Source organism: Rhizobium sp. 768_B6_N1_8, from assembly GCF_051811225.1.
Classification (GTDB): Bacteria; Pseudomonadota; Alphaproteobacteria; order Rhizobiales; family Rhizobiaceae; genus Rhizobium.
This window is the reverse complement of record NZ_JBPWPV010000002.1, coordinates 1,732,054-1,754,379: the sequence shown is the minus strand read 5'-3', so window position 1 is coordinate 1,754,379 and position 22,326 is coordinate 1,732,054. Positions and strand designations below refer to the sequence as shown.

Here is a 22,326-nt window from a genome sequence, read left to right as displayed (position 1 = left end):
ATGCCGATTGCAAAACCAAAATCTGCACCCGCGCCGCGTGAGGAAATCGTGATCGCGCGGCAGATGCATCAGGCTCTGGTGTTGCACTTCCTGGAAGGTCTGACGCAGGCGCAAATCGCCGACCGGCTCGGCATCTCGCATGCCACCGTCAATCGGCTGATCAAGCGCGGCCGCCAGCTCGGCCTCGTGGAGATTAAGATCAAATCCCCGGTCGAGCCGCTTGTCGATATGGAGGAACAGCTTCTGGCGCTTGGCGGCATTAGCCGCGCCATCGTGGTGCCGACCGTATCCGACAATCCGCAAACGGCTTTGCAGGCTGTCGGCGAAGCGGCAGCACGCCTACTTCTGGAGCAGATTGCCGACGGCGACACGATCTGCATTACCGGCGGAAAGGGCGTCAGTGCCGTCGTCGCCGGCCTGCAGGCGCCGCGCCGCTTCGACGTCGAGGTCATCCCTGCGACGGGATGCGTCCAGGGCAAGCACTATACCGATGTCAACCATGTCTCGACGATGATGGCTGACCGGCTCGGCGGCCGCTCCTTCCAGATCCATGCGCCTCTCTTTGCCGACAGCGCGGCCGAGCACGAAATGCTGATCAACATGCGCTCGGTTGCCGATGTCTTCAAACGGGCCCGCGAGGCGAAGGTGGCGATCGTCGGAATCGGGTCGATACTGTCGGACGACTCCAGCTATTACGACCTCCATCCATCCTCCAGCACCGATCGTGCGGCGATCGAACGGTCCGGCGCTTCGTGCGAACTGCTCGCCCATCTGCTCAACGACGAGGGGCGCGTCTGCGACTACAGCCTCAACCGGTCTTTGGTGTCGTTGACGCTTGGCGAGTTTGCCTCGATCCCGACGAAAATCGGCGTGGCAAGCGGACCGAACAAGGCGCGTCCGATCCTCAGCGTCATGCGCGGCCATCACCTCGATACGCTCGTCACCGACGAAGCAACCGGCGCACGCGTCCTCGCACTCGCAAGCTCGGAAGGAAAACGCGCATGAACAGGCAGCAGTTGATGCGAGCGATCGGCAGTTCCGGCGTCACCGCTTCGGCGGTTGGGCTCGGCACCTGGGCGATCGGCGGATGGATGTGGGGTGGCACGGACGAGGCGCAATCCATTTCCGCGATCCAGGCCTCACTTGACGCCGGCGTCACGCTGATCGACACCGCCCCGGCCTACGGTCTCGGCCGGTCAGAAGAGATCGTCGGCAAGGCGCTTACAGGTCGCCGCGACAAGGCAGTCATCGCCACCAAATGCGGCCTCGTGTGGCATACCGACAAGGGCAGACATTTCTTCGATCAGGATGGCAGGCCGGTTCACCGTTACCTTGGTCGCGATGCGATCTTCCACGAAGTCGAGGAGAGCTTAAGGCGCCTCGGCACTGATTATATCGATCTCTATATCACCCATTGGCAGGATCCGACGACGCCGATCGAGGAAACGATGCGGGCGCTGGAAGACCTGAAGATATCGGGTAAGATCCGGGCGATCGGCGCCAGCAATGTCAGCGCCCCTGAGCTGGAGTCCTATATTGCCATTGGCGGTCTCGATGCTATCCAGGAGCGCTTCAGCATGATCGATCGGGAGATTGAGAGCGATCTCCTGCCGTTGACCCGGGCGAATGGCGTGTCAACGCTGAGCTATTCCTCGCTGGCGCTCGGCCTTCTGTCTGGTGCTATTGGCCCGGAGCGGATATTTTCTGGTGACGATCAACGGCGGGACAATCCGCGCTTCTCCGTCTCGAACCGTAAAAAGGCCGTGGACTTTGCTTCCGCGATCCGGCCGGTTGCCGACAAACATCAGGCTAGCGTCGCACAGACAGTAATCGCCTGGACGCTTGCCCAGCCAGGTATCACCTTCGCTCTTTGCGGCGCTCGCAATCAAGCGCAGGCACTCGACAATGCCCGGGCCGGGACCATACGGCTGGATGCGGATGATCAGTCAGCCATCAATGCAGCCATTTCAGCGAAACTGACCGCTATGGACAGGTAACGGATCGTCATCATGAATCGTGAAGAAACGTTGGACGGGCTTCGCCGGAGCCCGAAGGTGGACGTGTGTGTCATCGGCGGCGGCATCAACGGCATCAGCGTCTTCCGTGAGCTGGCCCTGCAGGGGATCAATGTGCTGCTTGTCGAGAGGCGCGACTATTGCTCAGGTGCGAGTGCTGCGTTGTCACGCATGGTGCATGGAGGCCTTCGTTATCTTGAGAACGGCGAGTTCAAACTGGTTCAGGAATCTCTGGTCGAGCGTGACCGGCTGTTGCGCAACGCCCCGCACTACGTCGCGCCTCTACCCACAACGGTTCCCGTCTTCGACATCTTTTCCGGTCTCGGCAACGGTCTCGTCCGCTTCCTCGGATTGACCCGGCGACCAAGCCGCCGCGGTGCTCTGGCGATCAAGGCGGGGCTCAGCATCTACGACTTTCTCACGCGCAGGCGGGCCATGATGCCGCTTCACCAGTTTCGCGGCCGGCGCACAACGCTTGCGAAATGGCCGGCGCTCAATCCTCAGATCAGGAGTTCCGCAACCTACTATGATGCCTGGGTAAGCCACCCGGAGCGGCTCGGTATCGAACTGCTGGCCGACGGCCTTACCGCCGGACGACAGGCACGCGCACTAAACCATGCCGAGATCAGCAGGAGTGACGCCGGCCAGCATGTCATCCGCGACGACATCGGCGGTTCTCTGGTCGCAATCGAACCAAAACTCATCATCAACGCAACCGGCGGATGGATCGACATTACCAACGGCACGCTTCTAAAGCCCGATACCCGGCCTGGAAACCTGATGGGGGGAACCAAGGGCTCGCATCTCATCATCAACAACGCTGCGCTCTACAGCGCGCTGGCCGGTCACATGATCTATTATGAGAATGAGGACGGCCGGATCTGCATTCTGTTCCCCTATCTTGGAAAGGTGCTTGTCGGCTCCACCGATATCCGCGTCGAGAACCCGGAAGCGGTGCGTTGCGAGGCCGACGAGCGCGACTATATTCTGCAATCCCTTTCCTTCGTCCTGCCTGATATCGTAATCCGGCCGGAAGAAATCTCCTATCAGTTTTCCGGCGTGCGGCCGTTGCCGGCGAGCACCGACAGTTTTACCGGCCGGATTCCTCGCGACCACTTCTGCACCGTCGTTGAATCCGCCGATGGTGGGCCGTCGGTGTTGTGCATGATCGGCGGCAAATGGACGACTTTCCGGTCATTTGGCGAACTCGCGGCCGATCTGGCCCTTGGGCGGCTGGGCAAGGAGCGTCGAATTTCGACGGCCGATAGGGCAATCGGAGGCGGGCGGCGATTTCCCCTCGATCGCGCGGCCTGGATCGCGAAAGTGTCAGCGGAAAAGGGAATTCCGGCGAGCCGGATGGCTGCGCTCTTTTCCCGTTACGGCACCGAGGCGGAAGCGATCGCCAGCTTCATTGCCATCGGGCCCGATGAAGTCATGCCCCATCCGGACTATTCAACGCGCGAACTGCTATTTCTCATCCGCAACGAAGCGGCCGAACGGCTGGACGATGTGCTTCTCAGGCGCACGACGCTTGCCGTAACCGGCAATCTTTCCCTGCAGATGATGGATGCGGTGCTTGATCTTCTCGCGGCGGAGAAGGGATGGACACCGGCACAAAGCGCGGCGGAGCGCAGCCGCTTTATCACGCTTTTGCGCGAACGCCACGGCATCGATGAAACCACCCTTTTTGAACGGAACGACCAAAGGAGCATGGAATGCGAAACAACAGCAAAGTCCGGATGAATCGCTTATTCGGCGGTGGACGCTGCCTCGACGTGGCGATCGATCATGGCGTCTGCAACGAACCATCGTTTCTCAGTGGTCTCGAAGATATGCAATCCGTGGTCAAGGCTCTCGTCGATGCGGGGCCTGACGCGATCCAGATGAATTATGGCCAGGCAGACTTGCTGCAGGAAGTGGTAGGCCGGGACAAGCCGGCTCTCGTCATGCGCGTCGATATGGGCAATCCCTACAACAGTATACGCCACCGCCACATGTGGGCGGTGCTGCAGAACGAGGCGGAGCCGTTGATCGGCGCCATCGAGATGGATGCGGCCTGTGTCGTCGTCAATCTGTTCATGCTGCCGGACGAGCCCGACCTCTTCCGTCAATGCGTGCAGAATATCGCCCGCGTTCGTGCAGACTGCGACAGATACGGCATGCCGCTGATGATCGAACCGCTTGTCATGCAGCCAGTCGACAAGGCCGGTGGCTACATGGTCGATGGCGACGCCGGCAAGATCGTGACCTTGACCCGGCTTGCTCGCGAGATGGGCGCAGACATCGTCAAGGCGGATCCGACCACGAATGCCGGCGATTTCCACAGGGTCGTGGAAGCAGCGCGCTGCCCGGTTCTGGTTCGCGGCGGCGGCAAGGAGGATCTTCGCGCCGTCTTCGACAAGTCGGCGGCCTTAATGCGCCAGCGTGCCGCGGGCATGGTCTACGGGCGCAACATCTACCAGCATGCCAATCCGAGCGCGGTTGTGCGCGGATTGATGGCGATCGTGCATGATGATGCTGGCGGCGAAGAAGCGTTTGCGCTCTATCAGCGCAGCTGAAACCGAAGCCCGGTACCTTGGGAGGGGGAAGCATGGCAGATTATCTATTGGGGCTCGACGCGGGCAATACCGTTATCAAGGCGGTGATCTTCGATCGCCACGGCAACGAAATCGCCGCTGCATCGGCGGAGGGACATAGCCGCATGCCATGGCCGGGGCACGTGGAACGTGATCTCGACGAACTCTGGACGAATGCGCGCAAGGTCATTCGCAGCTGCATCGAGCAAGCAGAAATCCAACCCGGCGAGATCGCCGCCGTCGGTTGCGCCGGCCATGGTAACGGACTTTATGCCTTGGATCTTGACGGCCGGCCGCTGCTCGGCATCCAGTCGCTGGATACGCGGGCTGCAGCTCTCGTCGAGGAATGGCAGACGCAGGGCGTTGGGGATCGCACCTATCCGATCGGTCAGCAGCGGCCCTGGCCTTCGCAGACGCCGACCTTGCTTGCCTGGTTGAAGCGGCACCGGCCGGAAACCTTCGCCAGCGTTGGTACAATCTTCCTGTGCAAGGACTTCATCGTCAACCGCCTGACCGGCATTCGTATAAGCGAGGTGTCCGACATGACCGGCTGCGGACTGCTCAACGTTGCAGCTCGCCGCTACGATCGGACGTTGATGGAGGGTTATGGCCTTGGTGACTGCATGGAGCTGCTGCCGCCGCTCATCGAAAGTTCCGATATTGCGGGATATATCACTGCGGAGGCCGCGGCTCAGACAGGCCTTGCCGTCGGAACGCCTGTCGTTGGCGGTCTCTTTGATGTCGTCGCCTCGGCCGTCGGTTCCGGCGTCACCCGCACCGGTGCCGCTTCGATCATTGCCGGGACCTGGAGCATCAATCAGGTCATCATCGACACGCCGCAGCTCGCCGGCCCAGTCTTCATGTCCTCGACCTTCGATCGCGAGCGCTACATGGCGATCGAATCAAGTGCCACCTCGGCTGCCAACCTCGAATGGCTGGTACGGGAGTTCTTTCCGGATATTCCAGGCAGCCGCTCGCCGTTCGATCTCTGCGGCGAGCTAGCCGCCGCGATCGAACCCGCCTCCGATAATCCGCTCTATCACCCGTTCCTTTATGGCGCGCAGCAGAATGGCAATGCCCGCGCCGGCTTCTACGGCGTTGCCGGCTGGCATACGAAGGGACATCTCGTGCGGGCTGTCTTTGAAGGCGTCGCCTTCGGCCACCGCCAGCACATCGAGAAGATGCGAGAGGCGGGAGCAATCTTCAACGAGGCTGTGCTTTCGGGCGGGGGCTCTCGAAGCATGGTCTGGCCGCAAATATTCGCCGACGTCCTGGGGCTGCCGATATCGATTGCGCGTTCGCGCGAGACCGGCGCGCTCGGTGCCGCGATCACGGCAGGAACGGGTGCCGGCCTATTCGCGGATTTTGCCGATGGCGCTGCGTCCATGGTGCGCATCGAACGGAACTACGTTCCGAATGCGCTCATGCGAGATTACTACGCGCGCCGCTACGATCTTTACCGCGATATTGCGGAAGCACTAGCGCCGGTCTGGCGGCGTCTATCATCGACACGCCAACCCACTGCGGGAGCGACCGCGTGACCAAATCTTCATCTGATGCGATTGCCGATGCCGGCGTTTATGACTTCATCGTCGTTGGAGCAGGATCCGCCGGATGCGTCCTTGCGAACCGCCTCTCCGCAAATCCGGCAAACCGTGTCTTGCTGCTCGAAGCAGGCGGCAGCGATCGGTATCACTGGGTTCATATCCCGATCGGATATCTCTTTTGCATGGGCAATCCGCGGACGGATTGGATGATGAGGACGGTGTCAGAGCCCGGCCTCAACGGCCGTTCGCTTCCCTATCCACGTGGCAAGCTGCTTGGCGGATGTTCCTCCATCAACGGCATGATCTACATGCGCGGTCAGGCGGCCGACTATGACGGATGGCGTCAGGCGGGCAATGCCGGATGGGGCTGGGACGACGTGCTCCCGTACTTCCTCAAATCCGAAGATAACTACCGCGGAAGGTCTAAGATGCACGGTGCGGGCGGCGAATGGCGGGTGGAACGCCAGCGCCTCTCATGGCCCGTTCTCGATGCATTTCGAGATGCGGCCGAGGAACTCGGTATCCCGAAGACGGACGATTTCAACTGCGGGGACAACGAGGGCTCGGGCTATTTCGAAGTGAATCAACGCGGTGGGCTGCGCTGGAACACTACAAAGGCGTTCCTCCGCCCGGCAATGAAACGACCCAATCTCAGGGTCATGACGGGCGCCGAAACGGAGAAGCTTCAGTTCGAGGGCATGCGCGCCACCGGCGTCCGGTTTCGATCGAAGGGCAAGATGCACGAAGCGTGCGCCCGCCGCGAGGTCATTCTTTCCGCCGGCGCTATTAATTCACCGAAGATATTGGAGCTCTCCGGGATCGGCAGGCCCGATGTGCTGCAGGCGGCCGGAATTGACGTCATTCATTCGCTGAATGGCGTCGGCGAGAACCTGCAGGACCACCTTCAGATTCGCACGGTCTTCCGCATCGAAGGCGCAGAGACCTTGAACCAACTCTACCACAACCTCTTTTCACGCGCCGGCATGGGCCTGGAATACGCGCTTCGCCGCTCTGGCCCGCTTTCCATGGCACCAAGCCAGCTGGGCATCTTTGCAAAGAGCGATCCGACCTTGGCTACCGCCGATCTCGAATACCATGTCCAGCCTCTCAGCACTGACAGGCTCGGCGAACCGCTGCATCGCTACCCGGCCGTCACGGTGTCGGTTTGCAACCTGCGCCCGGAAAGCAGAGGCACCGTACATATCTCAGCGCCGGATGTATGGGCGGCACCGGAGATAAGGCCAAATTATCTCTCGACCACTGGAGATCGCATGGTTGCCGCAAGATCGATACGCCATGCGCGTAGGCTGATGCAGACAAGGGCGATATCGAGGTTTGCGCCCAAGGAAATGCTGCCAGGCTTCGAGTTTCAACGCGACGAAGAACTGATCCAAAGGGCGGGTGATATCGCAACGACCATTTTTCATCCCGTTGGAACGTGCAGGATGGGAAGCGATGACAATGCTGTCGTCGATCAAGAGTTGCGCGTGCGTGGTATCTTGGGGCTGAGGGTCGTTGATGCGTCTGTCATGCCGACCATTGTCTCAGGCAACACCAATTCGCCAGCTATCATGATCGCTGAGAAAGCGGCAGACATGATCGCCAATTGAGAAAATGCGGCTCCCAGATGATGCGCAGATGCAGGAATCCTCCTTTAACCCTGCCCACTTCCATAAGATCGCCGTGCTGTCGGCCCCGATGTCACACGAGCAGCTCAAGCGTTTCTAATGCTTTCACCATACCTCGGGAGCGATGGGCGGCCGGCAGCATCAACGTTGTCGGCAGATTGAATTGGCGCGGCGGTTCTATCCTCGCCAGGTCATTCGACATGATCAGCGAGTTGCCATCCTTTTCAACTCACCTGCAGCGCCGTCAAACTCCACGAATGTTTTCTGGCATGCAGCTGCCGCAGTTTCGAACGTCGTGCGGGCAAGCCAAGGGGAGCACGGCGCCGGCCGTCCACTCTCCGGCGGATGGTCCCGCCGGAGCGCGCACCGATGGCCAACCGGCTATTGCAGTAACGCCGACGCCGGAAGGGATCATGCCTGGGAGGTACAAAAAAGCGAACAAGTCGATGACCGGCGCGTTCAACCTAGGTTCATCACCACAGATCTATTTTCGGAGAAACAAGTGCATCAACGTTACGCCTTAAGTGGCAATATGCGCTACGTTTTTTCCACACGACCGCAATGTGGAGCTGTCCGCTCGGGATCATGACGGTGGCGCGGCCCCAATGGAGTTGAATGTGAAAGATACACTTCTCAGAATCTGCGCAACCGGCCTTCTCTTGCTGTCGCCTGCGATAGCCTCTGCCGCCGAAGGCTATTCGACGGCGAACGTCAATATGCGTGCAGGTCCGAGCACGAGCTACCCCGCAGTTGCCGTTATCCCGCTTGGCGAATCTGTCGAGATCCATGGTTGCCTTGCTGACGTGCCATGGTGTGACGTCGAATTCTACGGTGGTCGCGGTTGGGTCGCCGGACGATATGTTCAGGCGGTGTATCAAAGCCGGCGTGTTTATGTCGGACCCGAATATTATCGCCCGCTTGGAATCCCGACCGTTGTCTTCAGCGTAGGCAATTATTGGGACCGCTATTACCGCAACCGTGATTTTTATCGGGACCGTGACCGGTGGCGTCGAGGCCCCGATTTTTATCGCCCGCCGCCTCGTGACTTCAACCGTCCAGACTTCGATAGGCGGCCAGACTTCGATCGACGACAAGACGCTGACGGACGTCGCGGATTTGATCGAAGACCTGATCTTGGCCGCACGCCGGATGCTGATCGCCGGACGGACTTCGATCGCGATCAGCGCCGACAGTTTGATTTCAATCGCGACCGAGACAACCGCAGGCCGGCTGCCAACGGTGACGAAAATCGCCGCCCGCAATTCGATCGCCGGCCGGATTTCCGCCGTGACGGCGATGACAATGGCAACCGCGATCGCCGGGACTTTCGACGCCGGGGAGGCGACGACAGCAACAACGGTGACATCCGTCGCAGAGGCGATAATGGCGGGGCGGGTAATGATCGAAGAAGACCGCGCGGTGCGTGTGATCCGGGCGACCCTAACTGCAACAACTGAATAAAGGGGCGGCACGATGCCGCCCCTTTTCATTTGTGGAAATTAAAGTGCAACACAAGCGCTCGTCGGCGCGACCTTTGCGACTGTCTCTTGTGGGTGTCTCGACCAGACCTAGTGGCCCGATTCCGAAATGCCTTTCGGCTCGGCAAGCGGCAACATGCCGCGATAGATGCCTGGTTCCGAGCCTTCGATCGGAACTGCCCCGACGCTTCGACGATAGAACTCCATTGGACCGGCGCCCCCGATTACCCCGTAGGCATACCCCTGCGCGTACATATCGAGAAGTGTGGTCAGCAGCAGAGCCTGGCCAACACCTTTGCCGCGGGCGACCGTATCGACGCCGGTCGGCCCGAAGAAGCCTTTCGCGGTTGCCTCGTGACAGGCAAAGCCGATGAGTTCGTCGTTCTGGATTGCGATGAAGCAAGTGGGCGGCTGGCGCGTCGTGGCAACCGTCGCTTCCGCGACCCAGCCGGATCCAAAGCGCGGCCCGATCCAGGCCGTCAGAGCGTTTAACTCCGGCGCAAGGACGCGCCGGATGGTAATGCCCTGCTCGGCGATGCGCGCATTAAGTTCAGGATCGGCCTTCAGCTCGTAGAGTTTTACCAGCATGTCCATGGTTTATTCCTTTGTCAGCCTTTGATGGCGCCTGCCGTTAGGCCGGCAACGATCCGTCTCTGGAAGATCAATACGATGATGATCAGCGGTAGCGTCACGGTAACGGACGCGGCCATGATCTGACCGAACGGATATTCGTACCGGCTATTGCCTGCGATCAGGCCGATCGCAACCGGCACGGTCCGGTTCTCGTCCGTCAGGGTGAAGGTCAGCGCGAAGAGAAACTCGTTCCATGCCAGAATGAAGGCAAGAATGCCCGTGCTGGCGAGCGAGGGTCCCATCAGCGGCAGCAGGATCTTCGTCAGAATTCTAAAATGTGAGCAGCCGTCGATGATCGCAGCCTCTTCCAACTCCCGCGGAAACTCGCGGATGAAGGTGGTCAGGATCCAGGTCGTGAAGGGCACGGTCGACAGGAGATAGGTGAGGACGAGCGCGCTTGGCCGGTTGAACAGGCCCATCCAGTTGATCAGCTCGAACATGCCGGAGAGAACGACGACCTGCGGAAAGATCGAGATCATCAGCACGATCATCAGGATAGTGCGCCGTTGCGGAAAGTCGATGCGCCCCAGCGCATAAGCGGCGCTGAGCCCGATGACGAGCGACAGGAACGTGGTTGAGACCGCGACATAGGCCGAGTTCAAAAGCGAGCCCATGAAAACAGGATTGTCGATCAACTGGCGATAGTAGGTGAAGTCGAACGCCGGCATCAGCGCGGATTGATAGAGCGCCGAACCTTGCTTCGTCGAGGAAACGAAGGCCCAGTAATAGGGAAACAGCGTGTAGAACAGGACGAGCAGAAGAGCCAGGACCTGCAGGCTTCGCACGGCGCGGCGCCGCATCCGGAAGTAGGAGGCAGGCTTGCGCACGGTCTTCGGGATGATTGCATCGGCCATGTCGCTCAGGTCCCCGCGGCTCTGTCGAGGCGAAGGACCCCGATGATGATGATGGCGACAAGCGCGACGAGCAGGAAGACCCAGGTCGATGCCGCCGAGCCGATGCCGAGCTCCTGGAAGCTGATCAGCCGGTCGCGCGCGTAGATGGAGACGGTCATCACGCTTTCGTTGCTCGCCGCCATCACATAGGCAAGGTCGAACATCCTGAGCGCATCGAGGGCGCGGAAGAGGACCGCCACACCGATCGCCGGGCGCAGCATCGGCAGGGTGATCGACCAGAAGCGCTTCCATGCCGGAATGCCATCGACCTCCGCTGCCTCGAATATTTCCGAGGATATTAGTTGCAGGCCCGCCAGGATGAGCAGAACCATGAACGGGGTTGTCATCCACACGTCGACGAAGATCACGACGCCCATCAGCAGCGAACCGCTCGCCGTCCAGGGAATACCATGATCGATGAGGCCGAGCCCGATGAGGAGCTTATTGATAACGCCGAACTGGTCGTTCAACATCCATTCCCAGATCTTCGTCGAGACAACGACCGGGATCGCCCAGGGCACGAGGATGGCGGCGCGCGCCAGCCCGCGGCCCGGAATGGCTTCATTGACGAGAAGCGCTATCGCCAGGCCGAGAACCGTCTCGATCGCGACCGAGATGACCGTGAAGATCAGCGTGTTCTTGACGGCAATCCACCAGCTGCGATCGTTGATGACCTCAAGGAAGTTGTCGACCCCTGTCATTGAATAGACTGAGGGATCGTCAAGATAGGCATCGGTGAAGGCGAAGAAGAAGGTGCGGCCGAGCGGCCAGAGGGCGACGACCAGCATGACGACGATGACCGGCAGCAGAAACAGCCAGGCCGCACGATGGTCGCGGCGGGCGAGCCGGGCACTCATTGCCGCGCTCCTTCGGTCACGCCGACCTGGCGGTTGAGAATGAGCCGTCTTCCGTCGGCGGCGAATGCAAAGATCGAGGCGTCCTGGAAATTCAGGCCGACCGCCTTGCCGATCAGTTCCCTCGGCGGCTCGACATTGACGCGGACGACCCAGATGACGTCACCGTTGATGCGGCAATAGGCGAAATGCTCGTGGCCAAGATCCTCGATACGTTCGAGCACGCAGGTCATTCGTCCGTCCCCAGCCGCCACCAGCTGGATCGCTTCCGACCGTATGCCGATCTCGGTCACTGCCTGGCCCTCGGTGTCCGCATCGATGACGAGGCCGCCCGGTCCGCTCACTTTGGCCGATGTTGTCTGCACGGGCAGGAAGTTCATGCGGGGACTGCCGATGAAGCCTGCGACAAACCGGTTGTCAGGAGTGTGGTAGAGTTCCTTCGGCGTGCCGACCTGCTCAATGCGTCCGTGATTGAGAACGACGATCCGGTCGGCAAGTGTCATCGCTTCCGATTGGTCATGGGTCACATAGATCATTGTCGTCTTCAGATCGTCGTGGAGCTTGGCGATCTCCATGCGCATCTCCATGCGCAGATCCGAGTCGAGATTGGACAGCGGCTCATCGAAGAGGAAGATTTCGGGCTGGCGCACCAAGGCGCGCCCGATCGCCACGCGCTGGCGCTGTCCGCCGGACAGTTCGCGCGGCCGGCGTTCGAGCAGATGATCGACCTTCAGCATTCGTGCGACCGACCGCACCTTCTCGCTGATAGCGGCCCTGTTCATGCCGAGGGTCTCAAGCGCGAAGCCGATATTGCGCGCAACGTTCATATGCGGATAGAGCGCGTAAGACTGGAAGACGAAGGCTACGCCTCTCTTGGAGGCGGGCACATCAGTCACGTCGTCGCCGCCTATCCTCACCACACCCTTCGATGCGGAGATCAGGCCGGCGACGATGCGCAAAAGCGTTGACTTGCCGCAACCGGAGGGACCGACGAAAACGACAAACTCGCCGTCGATGATCTGCAGGTCAACATTCTGGATAACAGCATGTGTACCGAAATTCTTCGAAACGGATTCGAGCGAAACCGATGCCATTTTTCACCTGGGGGTATGAGACGGCAGAGGGCTCGCCACCGTGATTGGTGGCGAGGCAGTGACGCGTTCCGGCCGCGTTCCCGCCGCCGGAAATCCGAAGAGCGTCAGCGGCTTTCCTTCAGTTTCTCGAGCCGACCGGCCAGCGGCGTCAGGCTGGACTTGACCTCGGCACCGCCGGAAAGCATGTCGTGAACCGAACGGTAGAAAGCCTGCGAAACGCGGTTGTAGCTGGTGCCAGTGTAGCCGGACGGGCGCACGGCGCTATCGGCAAAGGCCTGCTGGTTATCCTTGAGGAAGGGTATCTTCTCCAGAACGTCCGGATCGCTGTAGAGCGCCTGGATCGACGGGTTGAGGGCGGCCTTCAGCGCACGCATCTTCTGCATATCGGGGCCGGTGATGAAGTTCACAAAGTCGGCCGCCACCTCGGGTTTGGCGCTGTATTTGTTGACGCCGTAGTACATTGGGCCAAGGCATCCGCTTGACTTTTCGCCTTCCTTGCCGACCGGTAGAGGCATCACGCCGACCTTGTCGACAATATTGCTCCCTTTTTCATGCGAAGTGCCCCAGACATAGGGCCAATTGCGGTGGAAGACCGCGTTGCCGGATTCGAAGACGGCGCGCGACTGCTCCTCATCATAATTGAGGACGCCCTCGGGGCTGATCGAGCCGATCCAGCCCTTCGCCTTTTCGAGCGCCTCGGCAGCTTGCGGATTGTCGATAGTCACCTTTCCCTCGTCAGAAATGATGGTGCCGCCACCGTTGGAAGCAACAAGCTCGATCGCGTCGCAGGTCAGGCCTTCATAGCTCTTTGCCTGCCAGGCATAACCCCACATGTCGGCCGAGCCTGCAGCCCGTTCCTTGTCCTGAATTTCCTTGGCGGTGGCAGCAAGCTCGTCCCAGGTCTTGGGCGCCGGCTTGCCATATTTTTCGAGCAGGTCTTTGCGGTAGAACATGAGCCCGACGTCCATATACGCGGGCATGGCAATGAGATTGCCGTCAAGCTTGGCCGCATTGAGTGTCGAGGCGAAATGCTTGTCCTGGTCTGCCTGCGGAATCATTGCCTTGAGATCGAGCAGGTTACTCTTGAACATGCCGAGCCAGATCACATCGAGGAAAAGGACGTCGACGTCCTTGGATTTGGCGGCGAGCAACTGTTGATAGATCGGGATCGCATCGTCCAGAAGCGCGGGCATCTTGTTGATCTTGGCCTCGTTGCCCGTCTTTTCCTTCCAGGCGTTGGCAACGTTCGTGCAGAGCTCGAATTCCGTTGGCGAGCAAAACACGGAAATGGTTTCGGCATGCGCGCTGCCACCCCAGAGGGCTGCAGATATCGCCAATGCGGCAAGGCTTTTCTTCAGCATCGATTGTTCCCTTCGTTGATAACGCTTCGGCATCACGCGGAGCTCTCTGTCTCCTTGTTTCCAATAGGACTGGTTATGACCAGTCATGTCAACATGGACTTTGCCGACGTTTGCGTCGAAGATGCAAAACGGCAAGAGTGCTCCGCACAGGATCGGATTTCGAAGATGCAGCAAGCTCCGGCACCACTCGTCGCGCCAAAGGGCGGCATCGACCGGAATGACCCTCGCCCTTTGCACAAGCAGGTCTACGAAGCCCTTTTGGCATCTATCCGCGACGGCAAGCTGCCGTTGCGCGGCAAGCTGCCATCAGAACGCGAACTCGTTGATCTCTATAATGTCAGCCGGATCACCGTGCGCCATGCTGTGCGAGAATTGATCCAACAAGGCGTCATACACAGCCAGCCGGGAAAAGGACTTTACGTCGCCGAGCGTGGTGGCGGCTTCGAGCTCCAGGTTCTGAAAAGCTTCACCAGCATCGCCATAGCGAACGGGCGAAGTCCTGGCCATAGGCTGATCGGGGCCAGCATCGTGCATGCGCCGCTTGAGGTGAGCCGCCCGCTTTTCCTTGCACCCGGCGCCGAGGTGGTTCTGTTGTCGCGGCTTCGTCTTCTCGACAACATACCTGCTGTCGTCCAGACCGATTGGATCCCGGCGGCCCGCGTTGCGGGCCTGCTTGATCTCGACTGGACCGTTGCCAACCGGTCGCTCTACGGCGAGCTTCGCGAGCGCTATCGCATTCATCCGAAACGCGGGCAGACAACGCTGAGCGCGCGCCTTGCGACGGATGAGGAGGCTGCGATGCTCGAGCTGCCTCCGCCAGCCGCGGTTCTCACCGTGGATCAGATCGCTTTTGACGATCGCAACCGCCCGGTCAACCTGACGGCGCTGGTCCATCATCCCGCGCGTTATCCGCTGACGCTGCTTCAGTCGGAATCGGGCGATTTCACGCAGTATTGAGCCACTCTGTCCTGCTCCGGTGATTGCCGCTCGGGATAATTCCGCGCCATGCAGTAGCCTGACACGTCCGCCAGAACCGGGGTAGATCCGATTCGCGAGCTCTTGAGCTTTTCAGCCATAGCAGTTGCCTATTAGCGATGCTGCTTTTACCGGTCATTGGCACTCAATAGCTTGGCCTGGAGACTTGCCCGCATACCTCGCATTCGTTGAACAGAATGCTTAGCGTCTGCCGATCGAGGGGCTGAATACCATCAGGCTCAGGATCTCGAAGAGCACCTGCGCTGCGGCGTGTGCAGTGTTGCTCGTTGCGTCATATTGCGGTGCAACTTCGACGACGTCGCCGCCCACCAGGTTTATACCTTTCAGCCCGCGGATCAATTCAAGGACCTCACGCGTGGTCAATCCACCGACCTCAGGCGTGCCCGTGCCGGGTGCAAAGCTCGGATCGAGGCTGTCAACGTCGAAGGAAAGATAGGTCGGGCCGTCGCCGACGATGGATTTTGCCTTGGCGACGACCGCCGCGATCCCCATTCCGCTGATCTCCTCGGCATGGATCACAGTCATTCCCGACGCATAGGAGAATTCCCACAAATATTCGGCCGAGCCACGGATGCCGATCTGGATTGTCCTTGTCGGGTCAAGTGCGCCGTCCAGCACAGCGTTCCGGAACGGTCCGCCATGATGAAACTTTGTCCGATCGAATGCGCCGCTTGTGTCGCAATGGGCATCGATATGGATAAGACCGACTGGTTGTTGCCGGCCGATGGCCTTCAAAATCGGATGGCTGATCGAATGATCGCCTCCGACGGAAAGCGGGGCGACGCCGGCATCAACGATTTGGCCAATGCGCCTTTCGATGTCGTCGTGGCTGAGCTCCAGCCGGTAGCGGCTCTGGAACGAAACGTCGCCGATGTCGGCGACCCGAAGATCAAAGACCGGCGCCGTGGCGAGAACGTGATTGTACGGGCCGATCCTCTCGATGGCGCGAAGTGCGCGCGGTCCGAAACGGGAACCTGGGCGATTGGTGACACCGAGATCCATCGGGATTCCGGTGATTGCGACCTGGAGATTGCCGAAGTCCGGCTCTTCGGCAGCGACCTGCATATAGGGTGCGCTGAGGAAGGTTGGCACTCCAGAATATGGCGCCAGTCGCGTGCCATTTTTGGAGATGATCTTCTCCGCCACTTTCCGAAACTTCTCATCGAATATCTCGCCGCCATTGGTGTCCGCAAACTCCGAGCGCAGCTGCTCAAGCCGCATTTTGTCCCACACCATCGGCATGCGTCTCCGCTTCAGTTTCGTCTCGCCCAACAAAGAGGTTGAGAAAGCCATTGGTATCGTTGTAGCAATCGGGATCAAAGAGAAATCGCTATGACCGCCGCAAAATTCAATCCGCTCGCTTCCCGCCTTTCTGCCCCGCCCATTCCGTCCGTCGTTGCCTGGGGCCGTGAATACAAAGGGCTGAAGGGTCCACTCATCGATCTGTCGCAAGCCGTACCCGGCTATCCCGCACATCCGGAGATGCTACGGCTTCTCGGCGAGACGGCCGGACAACAGGCGATGACGGGATACGGGCCGATCGAGGGTGAGCCATTATTGCGCAAGACCTACGCTGCCCATATTGCCGAGCTTTACGGCGCCGCCATTTCCGCCGGCAATATCCACATTACGGCCGGCTGCAATCAGGCGTTCATGTGTGCCGCGATCGCGCTTGCTGGCGCGGGCGATACCGTAGCGCTCACCAATCCCTTCTATTTCAATCACGACACGACGCTGTCGATGCTGGGGATCGGGCGGCGATTGGTCGACTGCGATCCCGCCAACGGGTTCTTTCCCGATCCGCGTTCGGCCGAGGCGGCACTTGCGGCCGGCGCGAAGATGTTGGCGGTCGTTACACCCAACAATCCGACCGGGGCAGTGTATCCGCCGGAGCTGCTTCATGAGCTTTTCGTTCTCTGCCGGAAATATGGCGCCTGGCTGATCCTCGATGAGACCTATCGCGATTTCCTCGGCGCCGATTACGGACGGCCGCACTCTCTGCTGTCCGAGCCGGGTTGGGAGGATACGCTCGTTCTTCTCTACAGCTTCTCGAAATCCTTCTGCATTCCTGGCCACCGGCTGGGTGCGATCACGGCAGGACCCAAACTCGTCGCCGAGATCGCGAAAGTGATGGACAACATGCAGATCTGCGCACCGCGTTCGGCTCAGATCGCCGTTGCGTCGGCCATCCCGTTGCTCGCCGACTGGCGGGCCGGAAACCGTGCCGAGATCGCTCGCCGGGCGGATGCGCTTAGGCTGGTCGTGTCCAAGCTGCCAGGCTGGGAGATTGGAGCGATCGGCGCCTATTTCGCCTTTGTTCGCCACCCTTTCGCCGATCGATCGTCTTCCGAGGTGGCCGAAAAACTCGCCAGGGAATCCGGAATCGTTTGTTTACCCGGCGCCTATTTCGGCGAGGGACAAGAGCGTTACCTCAGGCTTGCTTTTGCCAATGCGGATGTCGCGTCGATAGGCCTATTGTCCGAGCGTCTTTTCTAGACCGCGGCGCTCAGCCTCTGCCGGAAGTTGATGATAACCGCCGCGCCAATAGAGAAGCGGCCCTATGCTCTTTCGGATTTTGATCGCGCAGATATGCCCGATCAAAATTGCATGGGAATGATGGTGGAATGCGGTTTCAAGCCTGCAATCCAGCACTGCAAGAGCCTTTTCAAGGACGGCCGCGCCGGTCTTCAGGCGGTACCATCCCGCATCGCCATAGCGTTCGGCGCCTTTGCGTCCATCAAGGCCGGCAAAGGATTGCGCCACAGTCTGCTGATCGGCGGCGAGCACGTTGACACAGAAGCAGCCGTACCGTTGCAGCACTGGCCACGAGGAAGAGGCACGATTGACGCTGACGATGACGGAGGGCCGCTCCGCCGAAAATGAAGAGACTGACGTCGCGGTGAAGCCGGTGCGGTCTTCACCGTCGCCGACGGTGATCACGCTCACGGCACCTGCCAGATGACGCATCGAAAGCTTGAAGTCCGCTTCGCTGATCAAGGTCTCGGCACTCATCGGGTTGGCGCTTGCGTTTTGGCAAAGCGGTTCGCCGGCATTGAGAGGCCGAGGTTCTCGCGCAAGGTTCTACCCTCGTATTCCTCGCGGAATAGCCCGCGGCGTCGAAGCTCGGGCAGGACGAGCCGCACGAAGTCGTCGAGACTGGACGGCAAGGTCGGAAACATCAGGATGAAGCCGTCTGCGGCGCGCGTCTCGAACCATTCCTCCATGAAGTCGGCAATCTGGGATGGCGTGCCCGTCATGCCATTTCCGGTATGCTTCTCCGCATAGTGCCGGATGAGTTCGCCGACGGTGTGGCCGCTTCTGACAAAATCGACCAGCTCATCGAACAGGGCGCGCGATCCCTTGGGCGCCGCCGGCAGCCGATCCATGGGGAAAGGCTTGTCGAGGGCTACGTCACGCAGGTCAGCCTCGAGGAATTCAGAGAGCATCAGCCGGCCAACATCCGGATGCATCTTATCGATCAGATAATCCACCTTCGCCTTTGCCTCGGCTTCGGTTTCACCGACGTTGATGACGATGCCCGGCATGATTTTCAGATCGTCCGGATCGCGTCCATAGGCCTGCATCCGGCCCTTGACGTTTTCGTAGAAGGCCCGGTTGCGCTCGATATTCGATGCGAGGCTGAAGACGATCTCGGCGGTGCGTGCCGCCATGTCCATTCCGGGTTCCGAACCGCCCGCCTGGGCGATCACGGGGCGGCCCTGAGGCGTCCGCGCGATGTTGAGGGGGCCGCGAACCTGGAAGTGCTTGCCTTTGTGATCGAGCGTATGGTGCTTGTCTTTGTCATAGTAGACACCGTTTTCACGGTCGAGAAGCAACGCGCCTTCCTCGAAGCTGTCCCAAAGACCGAACACGACATCGACGAATTCGTTGCCGCGCTCATAGCGCAACGCATGTGGGTCGAGCCCCTCGCGGTTGAAGTTGTAGCCGGTTTCGTCGTGGTCGGAGGTGACGACGTTCCAGCAGGCGCGTCCCTTGCTCAGATGGTCGATTGAGGAGAACAGACGCGCGACATTGTACGGCTCGTAATAGCTCGTCGAGACCGTCGCCACGAGACCGAGATTATCGGTTGTGACCGCCAGAGCCGAAAGCAGCGAGAGGGGTTCGAAACGGTTCATCTTTGTGGGAATGCGGGCAAGCGCACTGGGGTCGCCGACGGCGGCGGCGGGAGAATCCGCCATGAACATGAAATCGAATTTGGCTGCCTCGGATCGTTTGGCGACATGGAGCAGATGAGCGAAGTCGTTGGCACCATTGACGTCGCTTGCCGGATGCAGCCAGGAGGCGGGATGAAAACCGAACGTATAGACGAAAGTTCCGAGTTTCATCTTGTCGGCCCGCGCCATCGAACTCTCCTGCCATGTTGGTCATTGCCACCGCGGGAAACCGCCTGCGCAAATTATCGTCAGGCACAAATTTTCATCAATATTGCGCAGCTGAGTTCTGTTTTAGTTTTTCTAAAGTGTTGGCCGGGGCGCGGACGCCAGGGCCTGCTGACGGGAAACAGCCACGAGCCAATCGCGGAATTCGCTCCCATGGGGCTTTTGCAACGCCGCGCGGTCCCAGGCGAGATAATAGCTTTCGCGCAGTGCTATGCGTGTGTCGACGGGGATGACGAGCGTCTGTGCCTCGAGCTCATCGGCAATCATAGACATCTGCGCAAGGACGACGCCGCGCTTGTTGACGGCTGCGTCAATCGCACTGCTCGACAGAGTGAAGGAAAGGCCGGCTGTGCTCTCCTCAAACGCGGTGCCCGTCTTAGCAGCAAACTCGCGCCAGCTTGGATAGGGTGTGAAGTGCCGCTCCCATTCGACATGCAGGAGTGGATATTCGAGAAGCCGCGCGACGGAGGGCGCCTTGCCTTTGATCAGCGCCGGCGAGCAGGCCGGCACGACCCAATCGCGGAACAGTTCGGTATAGTGTTCATGCTGCAGCACATCCGATCCATAGCTGATGCGGAAATCGACCTCGTCGAAGCCCATGCGCGGTTCCTTGTCGCGGCCGACAATCCTGACATGAGCATTAGGATGAAGGGCCTGCCAGTCGAAGATCCGGCGCCCTATCCATTTGTTGACGACGGAAGACAAGGCGCTGAGAACCAGAGCATTCTCATTGCGCGCCCGTTCCAAAATCTGTTCCGCAAGCGCGAATTGCTCGAAACCCTTCGATATTTCCTGGTGATAGAGCCGTCCCCATTGGGTGAGCTCCACAGTGCGGCCGTTGCGCTCCAGCAGGGTGACGCCGAGAAAGCTCTCGATCTTGCGAATCTGCTGACTTATTGCGCCGGGGGAAACCTTCAGCTCGAGGGCCGCGGCGCTTACGCCGCCACACCGGCCGACAGCTTCGAACGCCTGTAAGCCCTTGAGCGGCACCGTCCTGATAACCTGTTTTACCGTCAAAAGGAGCTTCTCCGCGGCGGTTGATCTGGGATGCCTCTCTCCGTCGGATGAAAGTCGCCGGCGAATTGGAAACGGTCGCCGGGATGGATGATTTCGACGTGGGTGACCGTGCGGCTGCCCTGCCATGTCTGGCGGATCAGGGTCAGGCAGGCCTTGCCACGCTCGGTCTCAAGCAGGCGTGCCGTGGCGGCATCGGCCGAGACCGCACGAATGACATGCCTTGCCTTCGACCAAGGCACCATGTCCAGCAGCCATTTGCCGGGCGGAACCGAAGCAAAGCTTTCGGTTCTGGCAGACGGTACCATGGCGAGCATGATGATGCGCCGCTCCAGCGCATTTGGCTTGCCGTCCACGGTGTGCAGGCAGTGAAGCCGCAGAATGTCTGATCCCGTCGTCTCGCCGAGCTTTGCCGCGGTGGCACCATCCAGTGTCTCGATCTTTCGCCGCAGGATCCTGTAGCTGTGGTCATGCCCCGCCAATTCAGCTTCCGTGGAAATGTCCTGGATATCCATCACGGTGCGGTCGATCTGCCGGGAGGCGACGAAGGAGCCAACCTTGCGGCGGCGTGTGATCATGCCGCGTTCCGCCAGGGCCGAAAGAGCCTTGTTCACGGTCATTCGGGAACATCGATACTCTTGTACCAGCTCGTGTTCGAAGGGGATGCGGTGCCCGGGTTGCCAAACGCCGGTCATGATCCTGGTTTCGATGTCTTCGAAAATTCTCTGATGAATTGAGACCAAAACTCACCTCGATCCAGCGATGACATTCAATTTCCACCAAAGCCGCCGCTACCGGGTCTACCGGCACTATGCGGCACAAATCTTGCATCCGCCGAGTTTAGCGTTTGACAGTGTAGGCCGGCCTGTATCTATTTGTATAGACAAAAGCGGATCAGAGAAATCCGCTCGGCGGGACAACGATTGGGGAACTTGGACCTTCCACCGGAAGGGTGAAAACTGGAGAGAAAAACATGAGGAAGAATTCGCTTCTGAAGGGGCTGGTCGGCGCTGCATTTCTGTTCGGCGCGACGATTTCTGCCCATGCGGCCGACACGCTTGCCGCCGTAAAGGCCGCTGGCACCATGAAGGTCGGTACCGAGACGGCCTTCGCACCGTTCGATTTTATCGACGCTGGCGAACATGTCGGCTTGAACGTCGATCTTTTTAACGAGATCGGCAAGGAACTCGGCGTGAAAATCGAATGGGTCACGCTCCCCTGGGATGGCGTCTTCCCGGCGCTCGAAGCCGGCAAGTTCGACGTCGTCGCAGGCCCAGCGACGATCACCAAGAAGCGCATGGAGCGCTATCGTTTCACACCGCCGCTTGCCGAGGCGACCATCGCGATCCTGAAAAAGGCCGGCGACCAGACGATCAACAAGCCGGAGGATATCGCTGGCAAGAAGATTGGCGTCGGCAAGGCGACCGCCCAGCTGGATCAGCTCAAGGAGTTTTCCGAAGCCCTGCCGACAAAGGTCGATATCCGCGAATATCCGGCCTTCACCGAGTCCTATGCGGATCTCGCGGCCGGCCGCATCGCCGGTGTTGCCAATTCACTGCCCAATATTGCTTTCGTCGCGAAGCAGCGCGAAGGCACGTTCGAAGTCGTGATGCCGCCCTTTGGCAAAAAATCCTATTTCGGCTTTATCGGCCTGAAGGATGCAGATCATGCGCCACTGATGGACGCAATCGACGCCGCCATGCTGAAGATCAAAGCTGACGGCCGGATGGCGACGCTGCAGAAGAAGTGGTTCGGCGCGAGCTTCGACACACCGGATTCCGTTAAGGACCCGGCATTCTGATCAGCCATCGGAAATCGGCCATGCCCGCGGTGTTGC

Annotated in this window: 20 protein-coding genes; 10 read left to right on the top strand and 10 right to left on the bottom strand. The window is 59.9% G+C overall.

Features of this window, described 5'->3' with window-relative positions:
* The 7 genes from AB8B33_RS32305 to AB8B33_RS32275 all read left to right on the top strand — a co-directional run bounded on the left by AB8B33_RS32305 (position 1) and on the right by AB8B33_RS32275 (position 9,223).
* Positions 1-1,005, top strand: coding sequence for a sugar-binding transcriptional regulator (locus tag AB8B33_RS32305; RefSeq protein WP_439018491.1), 1,005 nt, complete (start codon positions 1-3; stop codon positions 1,003-1,005).
* Positions 1,002-1,997, top strand: coding sequence for an aldo/keto reductase (locus tag AB8B33_RS32300; protein ID WP_439018490.1), 996 nt, complete (start codon positions 1,002-1,004; stop codon positions 1,995-1,997). Before AB8B33_RS32305 ends, AB8B33_RS32300 begins: the two co-directional genes overlap by 4 nt.
* Positions 1,998-2,009: 12 nt before the next feature.
* Positions 2,010-3,758, top strand: coding sequence for an FAD-dependent oxidoreductase (locus tag AB8B33_RS32295; protein WP_439018489.1), 1,749 nt, complete (start codon positions 2,010-2,012; stop codon positions 3,756-3,758).
* On the top strand, positions 3,731-4,573 hold the full coding sequence (locus AB8B33_RS32290) for a class I fructose-bisphosphate aldolase (protein WP_439018488.1): 843 nt from the start codon (positions 3,731-3,733) through the stop codon (positions 4,571-4,573). The genes AB8B33_RS32295 and AB8B33_RS32290 overlap by 28 nt, the downstream gene beginning before the upstream one ends.
* A 32-nt stretch (positions 4,574-4,605) precedes the next feature.
* Positions 4,606-6,132 carry an FGGY-family carbohydrate kinase gene (locus tag AB8B33_RS32285; RefSeq protein ID WP_439018487.1) on the top strand — a complete coding sequence of 509 codons (1,527 nt, stop codon included), beginning with the start codon at positions 4,606-4,608 and terminating at the stop codon, positions 6,130-6,132.
* Positions 6,129-7,748, top strand: a complete 1,620-nt coding sequence (locus AB8B33_RS32280; protein ID WP_439018486.1) for a GMC family oxidoreductase — start codon at positions 6,129-6,131, stop codon at positions 7,746-7,748. The genes AB8B33_RS32285 and AB8B33_RS32280 overlap by 4 nt, the downstream gene beginning before the upstream one ends.
* A gap of 635 nt (positions 7,749-8,383) precedes the next feature.
* Positions 8,384-9,223 carry an SH3 domain-containing protein gene (locus tag AB8B33_RS32275; protein ID WP_439018903.1) on the top strand — a complete coding sequence of 280 codons (840 nt, stop codon included), beginning with the start codon at positions 8,384-8,386 and terminating at the stop codon, positions 9,221-9,223.
* A gap of 111 nt (positions 9,224-9,334) precedes the next feature.
* Here the strand turns inward: AB8B33_RS32275 and AB8B33_RS32270 are convergent, their stop codons facing one another.
* From AB8B33_RS32270 to AB8B33_RS32250, 5 genes are all read right to left on the bottom strand, one after another.
* Positions 9,335-9,838 (bottom strand): GNAT family N-acetyltransferase, encoded by a 504-nt coding sequence (locus AB8B33_RS32270; RefSeq protein ID WP_439018485.1) that lies wholly within the window; start codon positions 9,836-9,838, stop codon positions 9,335-9,337.
* 14 nt (positions 9,839-9,852) lie between these two features.
* On the bottom strand, positions 9,853-10,731 hold the full coding sequence (locus tag AB8B33_RS32265; protein WP_439018484.1) for a carbohydrate ABC transporter permease: 879 nt from the start codon (positions 10,729-10,731) through the stop codon (positions 9,853-9,855).
* Positions 10,732-10,736: 5 nt separating this feature from the next.
* A complete protein-coding gene (locus AB8B33_RS32260; RefSeq protein WP_439018483.1) occupies positions 10,737-11,627 on the bottom strand; it encodes a carbohydrate ABC transporter permease in 891 nt (296 codons plus the stop codon).
* Positions 11,624-12,718 carry an ABC transporter ATP-binding protein gene (locus AB8B33_RS32255; protein WP_439018482.1) on the bottom strand — a complete coding sequence of 365 codons (1,095 nt, stop codon included), beginning with the start codon at positions 12,716-12,718 and terminating at the stop codon, positions 11,624-11,626. Before AB8B33_RS32255 ends, AB8B33_RS32260 begins: the two co-directional genes overlap by 4 nt.
* Positions 12,719-12,822: 104 nt before the next feature.
* Positions 12,823-14,079 carry an ABC transporter substrate-binding protein gene (locus tag AB8B33_RS32250; protein ID WP_439018481.1) on the bottom strand — a complete coding sequence of 419 codons (1,257 nt, stop codon included), beginning with the start codon at positions 14,077-14,079 and terminating at the stop codon, positions 12,823-12,825.
* A 165-nt stretch (positions 14,080-14,244) separates the two neighbouring features.
* On the opposite strand from AB8B33_RS32250, the gene AB8B33_RS32245 reads away from it, so the two are divergent.
* On the top strand, positions 14,245-15,036 hold the full coding sequence (locus AB8B33_RS32245; RefSeq protein ID WP_439018480.1) for a GntR family transcriptional regulator: 792 nt from the start codon (positions 14,245-14,247) through the stop codon (positions 15,034-15,036).
* A 219-nt stretch (positions 15,037-15,255) separates the two neighbouring features.
* Here AB8B33_RS32245 and speB read toward each other — a convergent pair whose 3' ends face one another.
* Positions 15,256-16,311 carry an agmatinase gene (speB, locus tag AB8B33_RS32240; protein ID WP_113321127.1) on the bottom strand — a complete coding sequence of 352 codons (1,056 nt, stop codon included), beginning with the start codon at positions 16,309-16,311 and terminating at the stop codon, positions 15,256-15,258.
* Positions 16,312-16,407: 96 nt separating this feature from the next.
* On the opposite strand from speB, the gene AB8B33_RS32235 reads away from it, so the two are divergent.
* On the top strand, positions 16,408-17,571 hold the full coding sequence (locus AB8B33_RS32235; protein WP_439018479.1) for an aminotransferase: 1,164 nt from the start codon (positions 16,408-16,410) through the stop codon (positions 17,569-17,571).
* On the opposite strand, the gene AB8B33_RS32230 is transcribed toward AB8B33_RS32235, so the two are convergent.
* From AB8B33_RS32230 to hutC, 4 genes are all read right to left on the bottom strand, one after another.
* Positions 17,548-18,087, bottom strand: a complete 540-nt coding sequence (locus AB8B33_RS32230) for a flavin reductase family protein (protein WP_439018478.1) — start codon at positions 18,085-18,087, stop codon at positions 17,548-17,550. The genes AB8B33_RS32235 and AB8B33_RS32230 overlap by 24 nt on opposite strands.
* Positions 18,084-19,439 (bottom strand): LLM class flavin-dependent oxidoreductase, encoded by a 1,356-nt coding sequence (locus tag AB8B33_RS32225; protein WP_439018477.1) that lies wholly within the window; start codon positions 19,437-19,439, stop codon positions 18,084-18,086. The genes AB8B33_RS32230 and AB8B33_RS32225 overlap by 4 nt, the downstream gene beginning before the upstream one ends.
* Before the next feature lie 111 nt (positions 19,440-19,550).
* On the bottom strand, positions 19,551-20,492 hold the full coding sequence (locus tag AB8B33_RS32220) for a LysR family transcriptional regulator (RefSeq protein WP_439018476.1): 942 nt from the start codon (positions 20,490-20,492) through the stop codon (positions 19,551-19,553).
* A complete protein-coding gene (gene hutC, locus AB8B33_RS32215) occupies positions 20,489-21,232 on the bottom strand; it encodes a histidine utilization repressor (protein ID WP_439018475.1) in 744 nt (247 codons plus the stop codon). The genes AB8B33_RS32220 and hutC overlap by 4 nt, the downstream gene beginning before the upstream one ends.
* A gap of 230 nt (positions 21,233-21,462) precedes the next feature.
* Here hutC and AB8B33_RS32210 point away from each other — a divergent pair, with 230 nt between their 5' ends.
* On the top strand, positions 21,463-22,290 hold the full coding sequence (locus tag AB8B33_RS32210) for a transporter substrate-binding domain-containing protein (RefSeq protein WP_439018474.1): 828 nt from the start codon (positions 21,463-21,465) through the stop codon (positions 22,288-22,290).
* The last annotated feature ends 36 nt before the right edge of the window (positions 22,291-22,326 follow it).

Bases quoted from the DNA above. Each gene is read 5' to 3' on its own strand.
- AB8B33_RS32305 (WP_439018491.1), top strand. From the start codon at position 1: ATGCCGATTGCAAAACCAAAATCTGCACCCGCGCCGCGTGAGGAAATC.
- AB8B33_RS32300 (WP_439018490.1), top strand. From the start codon at position 1,002: ATGAACAGGCAGCAGTTGATGCGAGCGATCGGCAGTTCCGGCGTCACC.
- AB8B33_RS32295 (WP_439018489.1), top strand. From the start codon at position 2,010: ATGAATCGTGAAGAAACGTTGGACGGGCTTCGCCGGAGCCCGAAGGTG.
- AB8B33_RS32290 (WP_439018488.1), top strand. From the start codon at position 3,731: ATGCGAAACAACAGCAAAGTCCGGATGAATCGCTTATTCGGCGGTGGA.
- AB8B33_RS32285 (WP_439018487.1), top strand. From the start codon at position 4,606: ATGGCAGATTATCTATTGGGGCTCGACGCGGGCAATACCGTTATCAAG.
- AB8B33_RS32270 (WP_439018485.1), bottom strand. From the start codon at position 9,838: ATGGACATGCTGGTAAAACTCTACGAGCTGAAGGCCGATCCTGAACTT.
- AB8B33_RS32265 (WP_439018484.1), bottom strand. From the start codon at position 10,731: ATGGCCGATGCAATCATCCCGAAGACCGTGCGCAAGCCTGCCTCCTAC.
- AB8B33_RS32260 (WP_439018483.1), bottom strand. From the start codon at position 11,627: ATGAGTGCCCGGCTCGCCCGCCGCGACCATCGTGCGGCCTGGCTGTTT.
- AB8B33_RS32255 (WP_439018482.1), bottom strand. From the start codon at position 12,718: ATGGCATCGGTTTCGCTCGAATCCGTTTCGAAGAATTTCGGTACACAT.
- AB8B33_RS32250 (WP_439018481.1), bottom strand. From the start codon at position 14,079: ATGCTGAAGAAAAGCCTTGCCGCATTGGCGATATCTGCAGCCCTCTGG.
- AB8B33_RS32245 (WP_439018480.1), top strand. From the start codon at position 14,245: ATGCAGCAAGCTCCGGCACCACTCGTCGCGCCAAAGGGCGGCATCGAC.
- speB (WP_113321127.1), bottom strand. From the start codon at position 16,311: ATGGTGTGGGACAAAATGCGGCTTGAGCAGCTGCGCTCGGAGTTTGCG.
- AB8B33_RS32235 (WP_439018479.1), top strand. From the start codon at position 16,408: ATGACCGCCGCAAAATTCAATCCGCTCGCTTCCCGCCTTTCTGCCCCG.
- AB8B33_RS32230 (WP_439018478.1), bottom strand. From the start codon at position 18,087: ATGAGTGCCGAGACCTTGATCAGCGAAGCGGACTTCAAGCTTTCGATG.
- AB8B33_RS32225 (WP_439018477.1), bottom strand. From the start codon at position 19,439: ATGGCGCGGGCCGACAAGATGAAACTCGGAACTTTCGTCTATACGTTC.
- AB8B33_RS32210 (WP_439018474.1), top strand. From the start codon at position 21,463: ATGAGGAAGAATTCGCTTCTGAAGGGGCTGGTCGGCGCTGCATTTCTG.